This is a genomic window from Roseomonas sp. FDAARGOS_362 (assembly GCF_002754815.1).
GTDB lineage: Bacteria > Pseudomonadota > Alphaproteobacteria > Acetobacterales > Acetobacteraceae > Roseomonas > Roseomonas mucosa.
The window spans coordinates 2,276,086-2,293,566 of sequence record NZ_CP024588.1 but is presented as its reverse complement, the minus strand read 5'-3'; the positions used below and the strand labels follow the sequence as shown (position 1 = coordinate 2,293,566).

Sequence of the window (17,481 nt, the reverse complement as noted above, 5' to 3'; positions counted from 1 at the left end):
GAATCCGGCGCGACCCGGGCAGGCCCCTGATTTTCCTGACCGAGGTTGCTGATGGACGGCTACGCGCAGACTCTCGCCCCTGGATTCGCCCCCCGCCATGGCGGGGTGGCGGCCCGGCCGGATGCTGTGCGGAAACAACCCGGCGGCGTCCCGGCGCAGGTTTCGGTGGGGGGAGCGGTGGGGGCGGGCTTCGGCACGCATCCCGTGCCCGGCCGCCCCCTGGATGCCGGGATGGGCCTGGCCGTGGGCCGCCGCACCGTCTTCCGCCCGGAGGACACCGAGGATTTCGGCCGGGTGGCCGAGCGCGTTTCCGCCGGCAACACCGCCCTGGCGCCCACCGCCCCGGGCGAGCGCGAGGCGCTGCGCAACGCCATCGCCACCGGGGCGCTGCTGACCTCCGGCCGCCACCTCCAGCACGGTGATGCCGAGCAGCCGAAGCGCAACATGGAGGTCTTCACCAACTGCGCCACGGCGATCACCTCCTTCGCCGAGTTCTACCTGCTGCTGAACGGCTCCGGCGTCGGGCGTGCCTATGACGACGAGCTGGCGGTGGTGGACTGGGCCAGCGCCCCCGATCTGCGGCTGCATCTTTCGCCCGAGCATCCGGACTTCCCCGCCACCCGCGACACGCTGCGCCGCTTCGGGGTGGAGATGGGGCTGCTGCCCTGGGGCACGGACGATGCCGGCTTCGACGCGGCGGCGGAGGCGGCGGTGCGCGCCTTCCTCGATGCGGAACTGGTGAGCGACCTCGCCGCCATTCCGGCGGGCGCCGTGGTCCACCGCGTGGCCGACAGCCGCGAGGGCTGGGCCAAGGCGGTCGAGGTGCTGGAGGCCATGGCCTTCCGTGGCGAGCGGAGGAAGACCCTGCTGCTCGACCTGTCCGATGTCCGCCCCGCCGGGGCGCCGATCCGCGGCATGCAGGGGCGTCCGGCCTCGGGGCCGATCTCGCTGCTGCGCGGCCTGATCAACATCCGCCGCCATGTGATCGAGCCCGCCCGGGCGCGGGACCCGCAGGGCGAGGCGCTGCAACCCTGGGAGCAGGCGCTGCTGGTGGACCACCACCTGTCCGTGGAGGTGCAGGTGGGCGGTGCCCGCCGCGCCGCGCGCATGGCCACCAAGTCCTGGCGCGACCCGGGCATCCTGCGCTTCGTGCGCGCCAAGTCGGAAGGCGGGCTCTGGACCGCCAACAACTCCGTCATGGTGGACCGCGAGTTCTGGCAGCGCGTCCGGGAGGGCGACGCGGCCGACCCGCTGACCCGCCATGCCCGCGCGGTCTTCGACGAGGTGACGCGCTGCGCCTTCGTGAACGGCGAGCCCGGCTTCATCAACGGCGACCTGCTGGAGGACCACCGCACCGGCGCCGCCTGGGACAAGCCGGTCTTCGAGGATGGGCGCGACTTCCGCTCCGACCGCTACCAGGTGACGGAGGCCGAGGGGCTGCTGGCCGAGACGGCGCGCCGCGCCTCCACCGCGCGCTTCCCGGTCACCACCAATCCCTGCGGCGAGATCACCCTGCACGTCACGGGCGGCTATTGCGTCATCGCCGATTTCGCGCCGCTGCTGGCCTGCCCCGTCAGCCTCGACGACGTCACCCCCGGCGCGGCGCCAGAGGAGATCGCCGGGGAATGGGACCGTCGGGTGGAGGATTCCGTGCGCCTCGGCGTGCGCTTCCTGATCCGCGCCAACCAGATGGACGCGCTCTATGGCGAGGAGGTCGCTCGCACCAACCGCATCGGCATCGGCCCCACCGGCCTGCACGAATGGGCCTGGATGCGCTTCGGCCTGGGCTTCCGCGAGATGCTGGACGAGACCCGTTCCGCCGGTTTCTGGGCGATGCTGGACCGGCTTTCCGCCATCGCCAAGGAGGAGGCCAATGCCTATGCCGCCGAGCTCGGCATGGCGCGGCCGGTCACCGTCACCACGGTCAAGCCGGCGGGCACCACCAGCAAGCTCTTCGCCCTGACCGAGGGCGCGCACCTGCCGGCGCGGCGCCAGTATCTCCGCTGGGTGCAGTTCAAGGGCACGCGCGACGAGGCCACCGGCGAGTGGCTGCCCGGCTCCGACCCGCTGCTGGCGGATTACGAGGCGCGCGGCTACCCGCTGCGGGCGCTGCGCTCCTTCCCCGGCATGACCATCGTCGGCTTCCCCACCGTGCCGCTGTTGCAACGCCTGGGTCTGGAGGACGGGCTGGTCACCGCACCCGAAGCGACGCCGGAGGAGCAGTACCAGTATCTCCGCCTGCTGGAGCGCCACTGGATCGGCCGCGACCAGGGCAACCAGGTCAGCTATACGCTGAAGGTCTATACCGACCAGCACGACCTCGACGCCTTCCGCGCCATGGTGCGGGAGCACCAGCCCTCGGTGCGCTGCTGCTCCGTCCTGCCCAGCCGCCCCGACTCCGAACTCGGCTACGAGTACCTGCCGGAGGAGGAGATCTCCGCCGGACGCTTCGCCGCCATCGTCGAGGGCATCGACGACAGTGCGGTGCGCGAGGCGGTGGACTGGGCGCATCTCCAGTGCGCCAGCGGCGTCTGCCCGATCTGACCGGCGGGGGGCGCACTTCGCGGCTTTGACGTCGCGCCGTCCCGGGGGAAAGGCGCTGCCTTTCCCCCGGACCCCCTATCCGCCAGGACCCTGCGGGCCCTGGACCCGATGAGTTGGCGCCCGCTGACGCCGGATCACGCCGGAGAGCATGGCTCTCCGGCGGGCTGCTGGTGCCGCCAGCGTGGACAAGGTGTCTTTCTTCTTTTCGGGAGCCCCGCCTCTCCACCTGTTCCCAGGGATCAACCCGCAGGCTGACGGCCCCCACGCGGAGCCAACGAAAGGCGGGGTCCGGGGACATACGATGTCCCCGGCGGAGAGGGTTTCCGGGTGGAGAGGCAGCGCCTATCCCCCGGCGGCTAGCCACGAAGCGCAACGCCCGGCGTCATCCGCGACGGCTGCTATGCCGTCCGGTGATAGGAACGCCGGGAAAACCGATAGCACGGCCCTCCCTGGCCTCCTGTAGAAGTTCCGCGACAGCCCGGTGCGGGACGCGGCCATGGGGAGGAACCACGCCTTCCGTGGCGGACCGGGCCTTTGGCGCCGCCGAAACGAAGCAGGGGTTCCGGGAGGACCGCGCATGATCATCGACTGCCATGGCCACTACACCACGGCGCCGGCCGCCCATGACCGCTGGCGCGAGGCGCAGACAGCGGCCTTCAAGGCCGGGGGCGATGTCGATCCCGCCTATCCCGATATTTCCGACGACGAGATCCGCGAGACGGTGGAGAAGAACCAGTTGCGCCTGCTGCGCGAACGCGGCGCCGACCTGACGATCTTCAGCCCGCGCGCCTCCACCATGGCACACCATGTCGGCGACGAAGCGGTGAGCCAGGCCTGGACGCGGCGCTGCAACGACCTGATCAAGCGCGTGGTGGACCTCTTTCCGCAGCACTTCGTGGGCGTCTGCCAGTTGCCGCAGTCGCCGGGTGTGTCGATCACCCATTCCATCGCGGAGCTGGAGCGCTGCGTGACGGAGCTGGGCTTCATCGGCTGCAACCTGAACCCGGACCCGTCGGGCGGGCACTGGGCCGGGCCACCGCTCACCGACCGGGCCTGGTATCCGTTCTTCGAGAAGATGGTCGAGCTGGACGTGCCGGCGATGATCCACGTCTCCGGCTCCTGCAACTGCAACTTCCACGCGACCGGCGCCCACTACATCAACGCCGACACCACCGCCTTCATGCAGTTCCTGGAAGGCGACCTGTTCCGGGACTTCCCGGCGCTGCGCTTCGTCATCCCGCATGGCGGCGGCGCGGTGCCCTATCACTGGGGCCGCTACCGCGGGCTGGCCGACATGCTGAAGCGCCCGCCGCTGGCCGAGCACGTGATGCGGAACGTGTTCTTCGACACCTGCGTCTATCACCAGCCGGGCATCGACCTGCTGTTCCGGGTGATCGACATCGACAACATCCTGTTCGGGTCGGAAATGGTCGGGGCGGTGCGCGGGATCGATCCGGAAACCGGCCACTACTTCGACGACACGAAGCGCTACATCGACGCGCTGCCCATCCCGGCGGCGGACAAGCACAAGGTCTTCGAGCTGAACGCCCGCCGCGTCTATCCGCGCCTCGATGCCATCCTGCGGGACCAGGGTCGGTAGCGGCAGCCTTCCGGCGCGATCCGGCATCAAGGTGAGCCAGCGAAAGGGAGCCAGGGCCCGCAGCGTCCTGACGGAGTGGGACCGGGGGAAAGGCGGCGCCTCTCCCCCCGGGGCGGCGCAACGTCAGGACCGTGAAGCGCGGACCGGCTGCCAAGGGGAGCCGCCCGGATCAGCCAGCCGCGCGGCGCGGGACCAGGGCCGAGGTGACGGTGGATTGGACCACTTCCTCCGCCTGGTTCTTCGTGATGATGCGGGCCTTCAGGATGCCCTGGTCGGGGCGGGAGCGTGAGGGGCGCATCGACAGCACCTCCACCTCCACATGCAGCTCGTCGCCGGGCTTCACCGGGCGCACCCAGACCAGGTTCTCCAGTCCCAGCCCCTGGCCGCCCCTGGCGATGGGCGGCAGGGCGTCCTGGATGAACAGCCGCATCGAGACGGCGGCGGTGTGCCAGCCGCTGGCCACGAGTTGTCCGAACTGGCTGCGGGCCGCTTCCTCCTCGCCCAGGTGCTGCGGCTGCGGGTCGAATTCCCGGGCGAAGGCGATGATGGCGTCCCGCTCCATCCGGTAGGGCCCCGAGCGGAAGACCTGCCCATCCGCGAAATCCTCGAAGTAGTGCGGCTCCCTCATGCCGGGTGCCCCTTCGCGTGGTCCGGCTGGGGGGAGGGGCGGGGGGATGGAGGCATGGCGGGGCCCTTGTCATCGGTCGCGGAGGAGCCGCCTGTCGGGCGGCGGGTCGGGATGTGCCGATCCTGGGCCGCCAGGAAGGGCTTGTCAGGTGGTCCGTAAATGTATTCACTTCTGGATGCAGACAGACACACCCTCAGGACCGCCTGGCCCGTGACGCTTTCCACCGCCATCCAGCGGTCGGCCGACCGCCTTCACGAGCGGCTGAAGGCGATGGTGGCCGCCTATCACCTGCGCCCGGGCGAGCGGATCAACGAGGTCGAGCTGGCGCGCCGCTTCGGTGTCAGCCGCACGCCGCTGCGGGAGGCGCTGAACCGCCTGGCCTCGGAAGGCTTCCTGCTGGCCACGGCCAACCGTGGCTACCATGTCCGTCCGCTGGACGCGGCGCAGGTGCTGCGGCTGTACGAATACCGCGCCGTGCTGGAGGCCGGGGCGCTGCGCCTGTCGGCGGAGCGCGCCACGCCGGAGGCGCTGGGGGCGCTGCGGGATTTCGCCCGGCGCAGCCGCGACGAGCCGGAGGACGATGCCCAGGCGCTGCGGCTGCTTTCGCTGGACGAGGAGTTCCACGAGCGGCTGGCCGCGCTTTCCGGCAACGGGGAGCTGGTGCGGGCGCTGCGCGGACTGAACGAGCGCATCCGCTTCGTGCGTTGGATCGACATGCAGAACCGGCGCGGCGGCACGCAGGGCGAGCATCTGGAGATCCTGCGCCTGCTGGCGGGCGGGGAAGGCGAGGCGGCGGAGGCGCTGCTGCGCCGGCATATCGGCCGTCGGCTCGACCAGATCACCGAGGTCATCAAGGCGGGCTATGCCGAGATCTACACCGGCAATGCCCTGGCGGCGCATGTGATGCGGGCGGAAGGAATGGCGCGGGCCGGACCGCTGCCGCTCGCCGAGGAAGCAGGAGGTTGAGGATGCGTGCGGTCTTCGTGGATGCCAGCGACGCGCTGGCGGATGTGGCGGAGCGGCTGAATGCCGGTGGCGGGGTGGATCTGCGCATCCATCGCGACGTGGATGTGACGCCGGACCGGATTCCGGCCGTGCTGGGCGATGCGGAGATCGCCATCATCGACCACACGCACCTGCCGACCGATATCGCCCTGAAGTGCAAGGGGCTGAGGCATGTCGTCTTCCTCGGCACCGGGGCCCGGTCCTACATGAATCCGGAGGAACTGGAGGCGGCGCGCGGAATCTCCGTGCACATCATCAAGGGCTATGGCGACACCGCCGTGGCCGAGATGGCCTTCGCCCTGATGTGGGCGGCCGCCAAGAGCCTGGCGGCGATGGACGGCGCCATGCGCGGCGGCCAGTGGCTGCGGATGGAGGGCATGCAGCTCACCGGCAAGACGCTGGGCCTGCTGGGCTATGGCGGCATCGGGGCGGAGATGGCGCGGCTGGCACGCGGCATCGGCATGAAGGTGATCGCCTGGAACCGCACGCCGCGCGACGGCGAGGGGGTGGAGTTCGTGCCGCTGGAGCGGCTGCTGGCCGAGAGCCACGTGCTTTCCGTGCATCTGCTGCTGAACGACGGCACGCGCGGCTTCCTGTCGCGCGAGCGGATCGCCGCGATGCGCGACGGCGCCATCCTGGTCAACACCGCGCGCGGCGCCGTGGTGGACGAGAACGCGATGATGGACGCGCTGGGCTCGGGCAAGCTCGCCCATGCCGGGCTCGATGTCTTCGCCGTCGAGCCGCTGCCGCCCAACCATCCCCTGACGAAGCTGCCGAACGTGACCCTTTCGGCCCATTCCGCCTTCCGCACGCCGGAGGCCAGCGACAACCTGATCGAGGCGGCGCTCGAACATTGCCGCCGTATCCAGCGGGAGAACCGGAAATGAGCGCGCGGACCGGAGGACAGATCCTCGTCGACCAGCTCGTGGCCCAGGGCGTGGAGCATGTCACCTGCGTGCCGGGCGAAAGCTACCTCGCCGTGCTGGACGCGCTGCACGGTGCCAGCATCGACGTGATCACCTGCCGCCAGGAAGGCGGTGCGGCGATCATGGCCGAGGCCTGCGGCAAGATGACGGGGCGGCCCGGCATCTGCTTCGTGACGCGCGGGCCGGGCGCCACCAACGCCTCCTGCGGCGTGCACATCGCCATGCAGGATTCGACGCCGATGATCCTGTTCGTCGGCCAGATCGCACGCGAGATGCGGGAGCGCGAGGCCTTCCAGGAGCTCGACTACCGCGCCGTCTTCGGCACCATGTGCAAATGGACGACCGAGATCGACACGCCCGACCGCGTGCCGGAGATCGTGTCCCGCGCCTTCCGCGTGGCGATGCAGGGCCGCCCCGGCCCGGTGGTCATCGCCCTGCCAGAGGACATGCTGGTCGAGACGGCCGACGTGCCCGACGCGCCGCGCGTGGAGCCGGCCCAGGCCGCGCCGCTGCCCGCCGACATGGAGCGGCTGGGCGGGATGCTGCGCGCGGCGAAGCGGCCGCTGGCCATCCTGGGCGGCACCGGCTGGGACCAGGCGGCGGTGGACGCCTATGGCGACTTCGCCGGGCGCTGGAGCCTCGCCACCTGCACCTCCTTCCGCCGCGCCGACCGGATGCGCTGGGACCATCCGTTCTATGTGGGCGATCTCGGCATCGGTCCCTCGCCGAAGCTGGCGGCGCGGGTGAAGGAGGCCGACCTGATCCTGCTGCTGGGCGGGCGGATGTCGGAGATGCCGTCCTCTTCCTACACGCTGCTCGACATTCCCGTGCCGAGGCAGGCGCTCGTGCATGTGCATCCGGGCGCGGAGGAGCTCGGCCGCGTTTATGTGCCCACGCTCGCCGTCCAGTCCGGCCCGCGTGCCTTCTGCGCCGCGCTGGGCGATCTCGCGCCGCCCGCCTCCATCCCCTGGGCGGAGGATGCGCGCCAGGGCCATGCCGACTACCTCGCCTGGTCGGAAACGCCGCGCCGGCTCCCGGGCGACTTCCAGTACGGCGAGGTGATGGCCTGGCTGCGCGAGCGCCTGCCGGGCGACAGCGCGCTGTGCAACGGCGCCGGCAACTTCGCCGGCTGGATGCACCGGCACTACCGCTTCTCGCGGCTCGGCACGCAGCTCGCGCCCACCTCCGGCTCCATGGGCTATGGCGTGCCGGCGGCGATCATGGCCAAGCGCGTGCGGCCCGATGCGATCGCGCTCTGCATCGCGGGCGACGGCGACTTCCTGATGACGGGCCAGGAGATCGCGACCGCCGTGCAGCACGGCATCGCCAGCATCACCGTGGTGGTGGACAACGGCATGTACGGCACCATCCGCATGCATCAGGAGCGCGAGTATCCCGGCCGCGTTTCCGCGACGAAGCTGCGGAACCCGGACTTCGCCGCCTATGCCCGCGCCTTCGGCGGCCATGGCGAGACGGTGCGCAGCACGGCGGAATTCGCCCCGGCCTTCGAGCGTGCCCTGGCCTCCGGCCTGCCGGCGGTGATCCACTGCTTCCTCGACCCGCGGGCGCTCTCGGTCGGGCGCGACATGCCGGAAGGGGCGCCGCTCTGACGCGGGTGGTCCGGTGAAGGACGATTGATCGGGCATGGCGCCGTGTGGTGCCCGCAACCGCCGGCGGCGGGAAGCGCCACGAGTGGAAGGTCCGGGGGAAGGCGGAGCCTTCCCCCGAGAGAGCGACGGATGGAAGTGCGAGACCGATGAGTCGACATGTCGTGGTGATCGGGGCGGGGATCGTGGGCGCGGCCTCGGCGCTGGAGCTGCTGCGCGACGGGCACCGCGTGACGATCCTGGAGCCGGGCGATCCGGGCGGGCCACAGGCGGCGAGCTACGGCAACGGCTGCTGGCTCTCGGTGCAGTCGGTGATCCCGCCGGCCGGGCCGGGGGTGTGGCGCAAGGTGCCGGGCTATCTGCGCGACCCGCTGGGGCCGCTGGCGATCCGCTGGAAGTACTTCCCGAAGGTGGCGCCCTGGCTGGCGCGCTACCTGGCGGCGGGCTGGACGGAGGAGCGCGTGCTGCGCGTGGCGCGGGCGATGGCGCCGCTGCTGCATGACGCGCCGGCGCTGCACCGGCGGCTGGCGGAGGAATCCGGGGTCGGCGGCCTCGTGCAGCAGCGCGGCGACATCTACATCTACCCGTCGCGGGCCGAGTTCGAGGCCGAGGCGATGGGCTGGCGCATCCGGCGGCAGGTCGGCATCCGGTGGGTCGAGCTCTCGGCGGAGGAACTGCACCAGCGCGAGCCCGAGCTGTCGCACCGCTACGGCTTCGGCGTGCTGGTCGAGGAGGGCGGGCACTGCACCGACCCCGGCGGGCTGGTGGCGGCGCTGGTGGCGCAGGCCCAGGCGCAGGGCGCGGCACTGCTGCGAACCTGCGCCACGGGCTTCCGCATCGATGGCGAACGGCTGACCGCGGTGGGCACGCCGGCGGGCGAGATCGCCTGCGACGCGGCGGTGATCAGCGCGGGCGCGCGTTCCCGGCGCCTCGCCGCGGCGGTGGGGGATTACGTGCCGCTGGAAACGGAGCGCGGCTACCACGCCGTGCTGCGCGATCCGGAGGTGTCGCCACGCCATCCGCTCATGCCCTCGGACGGCAAGATGGCCATCACCCTGACGCGCGGCGGGCTGCGCTGCGCCGGGCAGGTGGAGATCGCGGGGCTGGACGCCGCCCCCGACTGGCGGCGCGCGGAGATCCTGCGCGATCACCTGCTGAAATCCTTTCCCGGCCTGCCGCGCGACCTGCCGGCGGAGCGGGTGGAGGTCTGGATGGGCCACCGCCCCTCGACGCCGGACGGCATGCCCTGCCTCGGCCCCTCGCGCCGCTCGCCGGATGTGATCCATGCCTTCGGCCATGGCCATGTCGGGCTGGTGGCCGGGCCGCGCACCGGGCGGCTGGTGGCGCAGATGGTGGCCGGACGAGCGCCGGAGATCCCGGTCGCGCCTTTCTCCCCGGCGCGCTTCCGCTGATTCCGGGGGCCTCTCCACCGCCGCACGGTTCCGGCTGATCCCCGCGGGCGCCGGGAGGGCTCAGCCCTCCCTGGCTTCCTCCTCCCCGTCCTCTTCCTCGTCCTCGTATTCGACCTCCGCCCCGTTCACGACGGCGAGGCAGTCGGCATAGGTGGACAGGATCCAGTCCCGGTCGCAGCGCGACGGGTCCGGCTCCGATTTCATGATGAGCTGCAACAGGACCAGGGCCACGGCGGCCTCGCTGTCGCCCTCGACCTTCACCTCGGGTTCGGCCATCGCCTCGCCTTCTCCTTGCGTGGTTGTCGTCATGAAGACGTTCGCCCGCCCGCCGGGATGCCGGGGCGGAGGGTGCCTCACGTGGAAGTGGGGCGTTCCGGTGCCGGGGCGGCGAGCAGGCGGCGTATGGCTTCCAGCTTCTCCGGCGCGCTCCAGTCGGCGGAGCCTTCCAGCCGGGCCACCTCCCGCCCCTGCCGGTCCAGCACCAGCGTGGTCGGCAGCCCGCGCACGCCGAGCGCCCGCCCGGCGGCCCCCTGCGGGTCCAGCCAGATATCCAGGTTCCTCACCCGCGTCCGGGCATAGAAGCCGCGCACCTGGGACGCGCCGCCCCGGTCGGAGGACAGCGGCAGGACCAGGATGCCTTCCCGCTCCACCAACTCCTGGAGGCGGTCGAGGGAGGGCATCTCCTCCACGCAGGGGGCGCACCAGGTGGCCCAGAAATTCACCACCAGCCCCTTGCCGGCGAAATCGGCCACGCTCTTCCGCGTGCCCTCCTCATCGGTGAAGGAAAGCTCCGGCAGCGCCCGGGGCGGCCCCTCGACCAGCTGGCCCAACAGGGCCGATCCTTGCGCGGAGGCTGGACGGGGCGGGAGGGCCATGCTCAACACTGCCCCTGCCGAGGTCCCGGCCGTCAGCGTGGCGAAAAGGGCTTGGCGGCGTCCGATCCTCAGCACGGGAAGTCCTCCACTCGTGTCCAGCAACAGCAACAGTCAGTGGGGCGGCCGCTATGCGGGCGGGCCCTCGGCGGTCATGCAGGCCATCAACGCCTCGATCGGCTTCGACCGGGAGATGTGGCGCCAGGACATCCGCGGCAGCCTCGCCCATGCCGCCATGCTCGCCCATGTGGGAATCATCTCCCCGGAGGACGAGACTAGCATCCGCGACGGGCTGGAGGCCATCGCCGGGGAGATCGAGCGCGGCGAGTTCCCCTTCTCCGAGGCGCTGGAGGACATCCACATGAATGTGGAGGCCCGCCTGACCGAGCGCATCGGCGAGGCCGGCAAGCGCCTGCATACGGCCCGGTCGCGCAACGACCAGGTGGCGCTGGATGTCCGGCTCTGGACCCGCGACGCCATCGACGGACTCGATGCGCAGATCGCCGACACGATGCGGGCGCTGGTGGAACGGGCCTCGGAGCACGCCGCCACGGTGATGCCGGGCTTCACCCATTTGCAGCCGGCGCAGCCCACCACGCTGGGGCACCACCTGCTGGCCTATGTCGAGATGCTGTCGCGCGACCGCTCGCGCCTCGCCGACTGCCGCGCCCGGATGAACGAAAGCCCGCTCGGCGCCGCCGCGCTCTGCGGCACCGGCTTCCCGATCGACCGGCACATGACGGCGGCGGCGCTGGGCTTCGACGGGCCGACCCGCAACAGCCTGGATTCGGTGGCCTCGCGCGACTATGCGCTGGAGTTCCTCTCGGCTTGCGCCATCTGCGCCGTGCATCTCTCGCGGCTGGCCGAGGAATTCGTGATCTGGACGAACCCGTATTTCGGCTTCGTCCGCCTGACCGACGCCTATACGACCGGCTCCTCGATCATGCCGCAGAAGCGCAACCCGGATGCGGCGGAGCTGGTGCGGGCCAAGCCGGGCCGCATCACCGGGGCGCTGGTCGGGCTGCTGACGGTGATGAAGGGCCTGCCGCTGACCTATGGCAAGGACATGCAGGAGGACAAGGAAGGCATCTTCGACGCCGCCGCCTCGCTGTCCCTGTCGCTGGCCGCCACCGCCGGCATGGTGCGGGACATGCGGCCGGACATGGCGCGGCTGAAGGCGGCCGCCGGGGCGGGGTTCTCCACCGCCACCGACCTTGCCGACTGGCTGGTGCGGGAACTGAAGCTGCCCTTCCGGGACGCCCACCACGTCACCGGCCGCCTCGTCGCCCTGGCGGAGCAGAAGGACGTGGACCTCGCCGGGCTCTCGCTCGAAGACCTGCGCAGCGCCGAGCCGCGCATCCACCAGGGCGTCTATGACGTGCTGAGCGTCGAGGCCTCGGTGAACTCCCGCACCTCCTATGGCGGCACGGCCCCGGCCAATGTCGCGGCCATGGCGGCGGAATGGAAGGCGCGGCTCGCATGATGCGGGCCGCCCTGCTCCTGCTCGCAGCCTCCCTGGCGCTCGCCGCCTGCGGCCGCAGCGGCCCCATCCGCGCGCCGGGCCCGCCGGACCAGATCACCTATCCCCGGACCTATCCGAGCCGCTGATCCCCGGACGGCGTCCTGCGGAGGCAAGGCGGCCGGGGCGGTGCCCCGGCCCTGCCAGGCCCCTCTGCCTGCCATGGCCAAAAGCGCCATGGCCGCGCACCGCGGCGGGGAGGCAAGCGCCATGACGGAAAAGACCGCCTCCAGGTGCCAAGTCGCGCTGCGCGAGGAGGAAGGGGCAGACTTTCCCGGCCTGCGCGAAACGGGCACACAGGCTCTTCTGACGGAGCGAGGGCGGGCCACGGGTGTTTCGCTGGTTGTCGATGGGGCGGGTGCGCCGGCGCGAGGCCGCGCTGGCTGCCTGGAACACCAAGATCCTGGGCTCCCTGCTGGCGCGCCGGGCCTATGAGGCGGGGCTGGCCGGCTATGGCATGGCGGCGCCGGGCGAGCCCCGGCCTGCCGGGCTGACCGGGCGCCTCTGCCGCCAGGCTGACGTCGAGGCGCCCTGGCTGCACCACTGGTGCGCCCGGCAGCACATCGCGCCCCTCTATCACCGGAAGGTCTGGGAGGACTGCTTCGTGCCCCAGGCACTCTGGGAGGCCGGGATGCTGGCGCCGGGGCGGCGCGGCCTGGGCTTCGCGGTGGGGGAGGAACTGCTGCCCTGCATCTTCGCCGCCGACGGGGTGGAGGTGCTGGCCACCGACCTGCCGGCGGGCGACCCGCGCGCGCGGGAATGGATCCGGACCGCGCAGCACATGTCGGCGCGGGAGCACCTGTTCCACCCGCATCTGATCGGGCGCGAGGATTTCGAGGCGCGCGTGGCGTTCCGGCCGGTGGACATGGCCCATATCCCGGCCGAGCTGATGCGGGGCGAGTTCGACTTCGTCTGGTCCGTCTGCTCCTTCGAGCATCTGGGTACGGTGGAGGCCGGGCTGGACTTCGTGCTGCGGGCCATGCGCTGCCTGAAGCCCGGGGGCGTGGCCGTGCATACCACGGAGTTCAACCTGCTCGACGACGGGCCGGGGGTGGAGAAGGGCAAGACCGTACTATTCCGGCGCCGCCACCTGGAGACGCTGATGCGGCGCCTGGAGGCGGCCGGGCACGCGCCGCTGCCGATGGACTACGAGCCAGGGAGCGGCTTGCTCGACCGTTTCGTGGACCTGCCGCCCTTTGCCGGTCAGGGGATCTGGCCCCTGCCGATCGACCCCGGCGACACCCCCCATCTGAAGCTCTCGGTGCGCGGTTGCATTTCAACCTCCGCGGGAATCATCATCCGCGCCGCTCAATGATCCGGTTTCCATATTAAAAACGGATCAGAAACAGTTTTGCGTTTCAAGATTGCGCGAAAAATTTAAACCCGCCATGCCCGCCCCTGCGCGACAGAGGAGCGGCGTAGGGGCGTGAGGGGTAAGACAGTGCTGGCAGCGTGCCTGGGTCTGGGGGTGGCCCTGTCGGTTGCGCCGGGCATGGCCCGGGCGAACGAAGGGCCCGAGGAAGTGGTGATGCGCCTTGAGCCCGCCGTTTCCGCCAGGAAGGGGATGAAGGTCCAGCGTGGTCCCGCCTCCTATTACGCCGACCGGTTCCATGGCCGGAAGATGGCCAATGGCGAGCGTTTCGACCGGGATTCCAATTCCGCGGCGAGCCGCACCCTGCCGCTCGGCACGACCGTGCAGGTGACGAACCTGCAGAACGGGCGCACCGCGACGGTGAAGATCGAGGATCGTGGCCCCTATGTCGGCAACCGCGTGATCGACCTGAGCCCGGCCACCGCCGAGGCGCTGGGCATGATCGATGCCGGTGTCGTCATGGTCGAGGTCCGGCCCGTCCAGATGGCGAGCCTGCAGAACTTCTGACCCCGCCCTGTCCGGCTGGCGGCGCCCTTCGCGGCGAGGCGGCCGGGAGGCGGACGGAAGACGAAAAACCCCCGGCCTGGATCTTCCAGGCCGGGGGTTTTCGCGTGGGCGGGCCTGATGCCCGCCCGGAGCCCTCTCGCCTACCGGCCGATGGCGTCGTGCGCGGCCAGGCAGGCCATGTCCAGGATCTGGTTCACGCCCGCCGAGATCGGCACGATCTGGGCCGGCTTCTCCAGCCCCATCAGCACCGGGCCGATGGTGGTGGCGCTGGTCAGGCGCGGCACCGCCTTGCTGAGGATATGGGCGGCGTGCAGCCCCGGCATGATCAGCACGTTCGCCGGGCCGTTCAGCCGGCAGAAGGGGTAGAGGGAGCGCAGCGCGGGGTCGAGCGCCACGTCGGCGGTCATCTCCCCGTCATACTCGAAATCCGCCCCGCGCTCGTCCAGCAGCTTCACGGCATCGCGGATGTTGGTGGGGATGGAGGTGCGCGCGTCGCCGAAGTTCGAGAAGCTGAGGAAGGCCACGCGCGGCTCCAGCCCCAGGCGCTTGGCCGCCGCGGCGGACTGGGTGGCGATGGCGGCCAGGGTCCCCGCCTCGGGGCGCGGATGGATCGCCGTGTCGGCGATCAGCACCGTGCCGCGGGCACGGGTCAGCATCAGGGTCAGGCCGAAGAGCACGCTCTCCTCCGAGCCTTCCGGCACGGCGGCCTTGCCCAGCGCCATGGTCACGCCCTTCAGCGTCTCGATGTAGGAGCGGGTGGTGCCCGTCACCATGGCATCGGCGTCGCCCAGCGCCACCATGCAGGCGGCGAAGACGTGGCGGTCCTGGTTCACCGCGCGCTGGCAGTCGCGGAACAGGAAGCCCTGGCGCTGCTTGCGCTCGTACAGGTACTCGGCATAGCGGCGGTTGCTGTCGGACAGCGCGGCGTTGTGGATCTCCACGCCCTCCGGGAAGGGCAGGCCGAGGGCGCCGGCGGTGGCCATGATGCGGTCCTCCCGCCCCACCAGCACGGGTGTGCCATAGCCCGCGTTGCGGAAGGCGATGGCGGCGCGCAGCACCTTCTCCTCCTCGCCCTCGGCGAAGACGACGCGCTTCGGGTTGGCGCGGACGCGCTCGGTGATCGCCTCCAGCGCCCCCGCCGCCGCATCCAGCCGCCCGGTCAGGCCGCGGGTGTAGCGGCGCAGGTCCTCGATCGGGCGGCGCGCCACGCCGCTCTCCATCGCCGCCTTGGCCACGGCGGGCGAGACATGGGAGATCAGGCGCGGGTCGAAGGCGTTGGGGATGATGTATTCCGGCCCGAAGCGCAGCGCGCTGCCGGCGGCCACCTCCTCCGGCACGTCCTCGCGCGCCAGCATGGCCAGCGCCTCGGCGGCGGCGACCTTCATGCTGTCGTTGATGGTGCTGGCCCGCACGTCCAGCGCGCCGCGGAAGATGAAGGGGAAGCCCAGGACGTTGTTGACCTGGTTCGGATAGTCGGAGCGGCCGGTGGCGACGATGGCGTCGGGCTTGGCGGCCTTCGCCTCGTCCGGGGTGATCTCCGGGTCCGGATTGGCCATGGCGAAGATGATCGGCTTGTCCGCCATGGAGCGGACCATGTCCTGCGTCACCGCGCCCTTCACGGACAGGCCGAAGAAGGCATCCGCCCCGGCCATGGCATCCGACAGGGTGCGGGCCGCGGTGTCGATGGCATAGGCCGACTTCCACTGGTTCATGCCGTTGGTGCGGCCCCGGTACAGCACGCCCTTGGTGTCGCACATGGTGATGTTCTCGGGGCGCATGCCCATCGCCTTCACCAGCTCGGCGCAGGCGATGGCGGCGGAGCCGGCGCCGTTGATCACCAGCCTCGTGGTCCTCAGGTCGCGGCCCGTCAGGTGGCAGGCATTGATCAGCCCGGCGGCGGCGACGATGGCGGTGCCGTGCTGGTCGTCATGGAAGACGGGGATGTCCATCAGCTCGCGCAGCCGCTGCTCGATGACGAAGCACTCGGGCGCCTTGATGTCCTCCAGGTTGATGCCGCCGAAGGACGGGCCCAGGAAGCGCACGCAGTTGACGAACTCGTCCACGTCCTCGGTGTTCAGGCACAGGTCCACCGCGTCCACGTCGGCGAAGCGCTTGAACAGGGCGGCCTTGCCCTCCATCACCGGCTTGGAGGCGAGCGCGCCCAGGTTGCCCAGGCCGAGCACGGCGGTGCCGTTGGAGATCACCGCCACCATGTTGCCCTTGGCCGTGTAGTCATAGGCCAGCGCCGGGTCGCGATGGATGTGCAGGCAGGGCTCGGCCACGCCGGGGGAATAGGCGAGGCTCAGGTCGCGCGCCGTGATCAGCGGCTTGGTGAGCCGGATCTCCAGCTTGCCCGGCTTGCCCTCGGCATGGAGGGCGAGAGCCTCCTCCGCCGTGACACGCGCGGTGCGCGAATCCTTGGGCGTCATCTTGGCCACGTCGTCCATCGTCCGAACCCCTCAACCGGTAACCTCGCCTCCCTTCCTATTGAGGTCCGCGCGGGTGCGAAAGCCAGCCGCTTCGCGCATGCGGCATGGCACGGATGCGATCCTGGGCCTGGACGGGGGCTTCCGGTTCTTGCGGGTGCGGCATGAGTGCTGCGACGGAAAATTCCGCTGACAGCCGGAATGTCGCAATTTGCGTGCGCCCGGGGCCGTGGAAGAAGCCCAGGCATTGCTTCAGGCCGTCGCAGGGGCTGGCTGGCCGTGAAGAGCAGCAAGGTGTCCGGCGCCACGGGGCGGACAGGGTCCCGCCGCCGGGGCAGCTCTCTCCGGGCATCCGGGGCGAAGGCTGGACGGCGGGGGCCGTGCGCGGGAAGCTGTCGGCATGTCCGCGACGCCGCTCTCGCCGAACCCGGAAACCGATGTCCTGATCGTGGTGGACGTGCAGCCCGATTTCATGCCGGGCGGCGCGCTTCCCGTCCCCGATGGCGACGCGATCCTGCCGCTGGCCAATGCGCTGATGCCGCGCTTCGGCCGGGTGGTGGCGACGCAGGACTGGCATCCGCCGGACCATCTCTCCTTCGCCAGCCGGCATCCCGGCCGCGCGCCCTTCGAGATGGTGGATTTCCCCTATGGCCCGCAGACGCTGTGGCCGGACCACTGCGTGCAGGGCACGCCCGGTGCGGCCCTGCATCCGGCGCTGGAGACGCGGCCCTTGCAGGCGATCTTCCGCAAGGGGATGCGGCGGGAGGTGGACAGCTACAGCGGCTTCACCGAGAACGACCGCGAAACCGGCACGGGCCTCCCCGGCTATCTGCGCGCCCTGGGCGTGCGGCGCGTCTTCCTGTGCGGCCTGGCCACGGATTTCTGCGTCGCGGCCACGGCGCGGGATGCGGTGGCGCTGGGTTTCGAGGCGGTGGTGATCCTCGATGCCTGCCGTGGCATCGCCGCGCCGCTGCCCGGGGGCGGGGACACGCTGGAGGTCGCCTTGGAGGGGTTCCGGGATTCCGGGATCGCCACCCTGGGCAGCATCGCCCTGCTGGGCTGA

The 17,481-nt window shown here is 71.1% G+C and carries 15 protein-coding genes; 11 read left to right on the top strand and 4 right to left on the bottom strand.

Annotation, left to right across the window (positions count from 1 at the left end):
- Positions 1-51: 51 nt before the first annotated feature.
- Both CTJ15_RS15260 and CTJ15_RS15255 read left to right on the top strand, forming a co-directional pair.
- Positions 52-2,544, top strand: coding sequence for a recombinase (locus CTJ15_RS15260; protein ID WP_226945949.1), 2,493 nt, complete (start codon positions 52-54; stop codon positions 2,542-2,544).
- A 577-nt stretch (positions 2,545-3,121) separates the two neighbouring features.
- Entirely contained in the window at positions 3,122-4,144 is a 1,023-nt protein-coding gene (locus CTJ15_RS15255; RefSeq protein WP_019460772.1) for an amidohydrolase family protein, read from the top strand.
- Between the two features lie 169 nt (positions 4,145-4,313).
- Here CTJ15_RS15255 and CTJ15_RS15250 read toward each other — a convergent pair whose 3' ends face one another.
- Entirely contained in the window at positions 4,314-4,772 is a 459-nt protein-coding gene (locus CTJ15_RS15250) for a MaoC family dehydratase (protein ID WP_019460773.1), read from the bottom strand.
- A 210-nt stretch (positions 4,773-4,982) separates the two neighbouring features.
- Between CTJ15_RS15250 and CTJ15_RS15245 the strand changes: the two genes are divergently transcribed.
- The 4 genes from CTJ15_RS15245 (at position 4,983) to CTJ15_RS15230 (ending at position 9,722) form a co-directional block, all read left to right on the top strand.
- A complete protein-coding gene (locus tag CTJ15_RS15245; RefSeq protein WP_058389384.1) occupies positions 4,983-5,738 on the top strand; it encodes a GntR family transcriptional regulator in 756 nt (251 codons plus the stop codon).
- 2 nt (positions 5,739-5,740) lie between these two features.
- Entirely contained in the window at positions 5,741-6,664 is a 924-nt protein-coding gene (locus tag CTJ15_RS15240; protein WP_058389383.1) for an NAD(P)-dependent oxidoreductase, read from the top strand.
- Positions 6,661-8,313: a thiamine pyrophosphate-binding protein gene (locus tag CTJ15_RS15235; RefSeq protein WP_058389382.1), complete on the top strand. Its 1,653-nt coding sequence runs from the start codon at positions 6,661-6,663 to the stop codon at positions 8,311-8,313. The genes CTJ15_RS15240 and CTJ15_RS15235 overlap by 4 nt, the downstream gene beginning before the upstream one ends.
- Before the next feature lie 146 nt (positions 8,314-8,459).
- Positions 8,460-9,722, top strand: coding sequence for an FAD-binding oxidoreductase (locus CTJ15_RS15230; RefSeq protein ID WP_026033122.1), 1,263 nt, complete (start codon positions 8,460-8,462; stop codon positions 9,720-9,722).
- 60 nt (positions 9,723-9,782) lie between these two features.
- Here CTJ15_RS15230 and CTJ15_RS15225 read toward each other — a convergent pair whose 3' ends face one another.
- On the bottom strand, positions 9,783-9,998 hold the full coding sequence (locus CTJ15_RS15225; RefSeq protein WP_019460778.1) for a hypothetical protein: 216 nt from the start codon (positions 9,996-9,998) through the stop codon (positions 9,783-9,785).
- Positions 9,999-10,075: 77 nt separating this feature from the next.
- Entirely contained in the window at positions 10,076-10,552 is a 477-nt protein-coding gene (locus tag CTJ15_RS15220; protein ID WP_019460779.1) for a TlpA disulfide reductase family protein, read from the bottom strand.
- A gap of 196 nt (positions 10,553-10,748) precedes the next feature.
- Here CTJ15_RS15220 and argH point away from each other — a divergent pair, with 196 nt between their 5' ends.
- From argH to CTJ15_RS15205, 4 genes are all read left to right on the top strand, one after another.
- The gene (gene argH, locus CTJ15_RS15215; protein WP_237719354.1) at positions 10,749-12,077 is read left to right on the top strand and encodes an argininosuccinate lyase; all 1,329 of its coding nucleotides are present in this window, start codon (positions 10,749-10,751) and stop codon (positions 12,075-12,077) included.
- Positions 12,074-12,202 (top strand): lipoprotein, encoded by a 129-nt coding sequence (locus tag CTJ15_RS24845; protein ID WP_019460781.1) that lies wholly within the window; start codon positions 12,074-12,076, stop codon positions 12,200-12,202. Before argH ends, CTJ15_RS24845 begins: the two co-directional genes overlap by 4 nt.
- A gap of 260 nt (positions 12,203-12,462) precedes the next feature.
- Positions 12,463-13,428, top strand: coding sequence for a cyclopropane-fatty-acyl-phospholipid synthase family protein (locus CTJ15_RS15210; RefSeq protein WP_019460782.1), 966 nt, complete (start codon positions 12,463-12,465; stop codon positions 13,426-13,428).
- 111 nt (positions 13,429-13,539) lie between these two features.
- On the top strand, positions 13,540-13,992 hold the full coding sequence (locus CTJ15_RS15205) for a septal ring lytic transglycosylase RlpA family protein (protein ID WP_026033123.1): 453 nt from the start codon (positions 13,540-13,542) through the stop codon (positions 13,990-13,992).
- A gap of 140 nt (positions 13,993-14,132) precedes the next feature.
- Here the strand turns inward: CTJ15_RS15205 and CTJ15_RS15200 are convergent, their stop codons facing one another.
- Positions 14,133-16,439: an NADP-dependent malic enzyme gene (locus CTJ15_RS15200; RefSeq protein ID WP_019460784.1), complete on the bottom strand. Its 2,307-nt coding sequence runs from the start codon at positions 16,437-16,439 to the stop codon at positions 14,133-14,135.
- A gap of 379 nt (positions 16,440-16,818) precedes the next feature.
- Here CTJ15_RS15200 and pncA point away from each other — a divergent pair, with 379 nt between their 5' ends.
- Positions 16,819-17,481: a bifunctional nicotinamidase/pyrazinamidase gene (gene pncA, locus CTJ15_RS15195; RefSeq protein ID WP_058389381.1), complete on the top strand. Its 663-nt coding sequence runs from the start codon at positions 16,819-16,821 to the stop codon at positions 17,479-17,481.

Excerpts from the sequence above, each read along its gene's own strand:
- CTJ15_RS15240 (WP_058389383.1), top strand. The coding sequence starts at position 5,741 with ATGCGTGCGGTCTTCGTGGATGCCAGCGACGCGCTGGCGGATGTGGCG.
- CTJ15_RS15230 (WP_026033122.1), top strand. The coding sequence starts at position 8,460 with ATGAGTCGACATGTCGTGGTGATCGGGGCGGGGATCGTGGGCGCGGCC.
- CTJ15_RS15225 (WP_019460778.1), bottom strand. The coding sequence starts at position 9,998 with ATGGCCGAACCCGAGGTGAAGGTCGAGGGCGACAGCGAGGCCGCCGTG.
- CTJ15_RS15200 (WP_019460784.1), bottom strand. The coding sequence starts at position 16,439 with ATGGACGACGTGGCCAAGATGACGCCCAAGGATTCGCGCACCGCGCGT.
- CTJ15_RS15210 (WP_019460782.1), top strand. The coding sequence starts at position 12,463 with ATGGGGCGGGTGCGCCGGCGCGAGGCCGCGCTGGCTGCCTGGAACACC.
- argH (WP_237719354.1), top strand. The coding sequence starts at position 10,749 with ATGCAGGCCATCAACGCCTCGATCGGCTTCGACCGGGAGATGTGGCGC.
- pncA (WP_058389381.1), top strand. The coding sequence starts at position 16,819 with ATGTCCGCGACGCCGCTCTCGCCGAACCCGGAAACCGATGTCCTGATC.
- CTJ15_RS15255 (WP_019460772.1), top strand. The coding sequence starts at position 3,122 with ATGATCATCGACTGCCATGGCCACTACACCACGGCGCCGGCCGCCCAT.
- CTJ15_RS15260 (WP_226945949.1), top strand. The coding sequence starts at position 52 with ATGGACGGCTACGCGCAGACTCTCGCCCCTGGATTCGCCCCCCGCCAT.
- CTJ15_RS15235 (WP_058389382.1), top strand. The coding sequence starts at position 6,661 with ATGAGCGCGCGGACCGGAGGACAGATCCTCGTCGACCAGCTCGTGGCC.
- CTJ15_RS15250 (WP_019460773.1), bottom strand. The coding sequence starts at position 4,772 with ATGAGGGAGCCGCACTACTTCGAGGATTTCGCGGATGGGCAGGTCTTC.
- CTJ15_RS24845 (WP_019460781.1), top strand. The coding sequence starts at position 12,074 with ATGATGCGGGCCGCCCTGCTCCTGCTCGCAGCCTCCCTGGCGCTCGCC.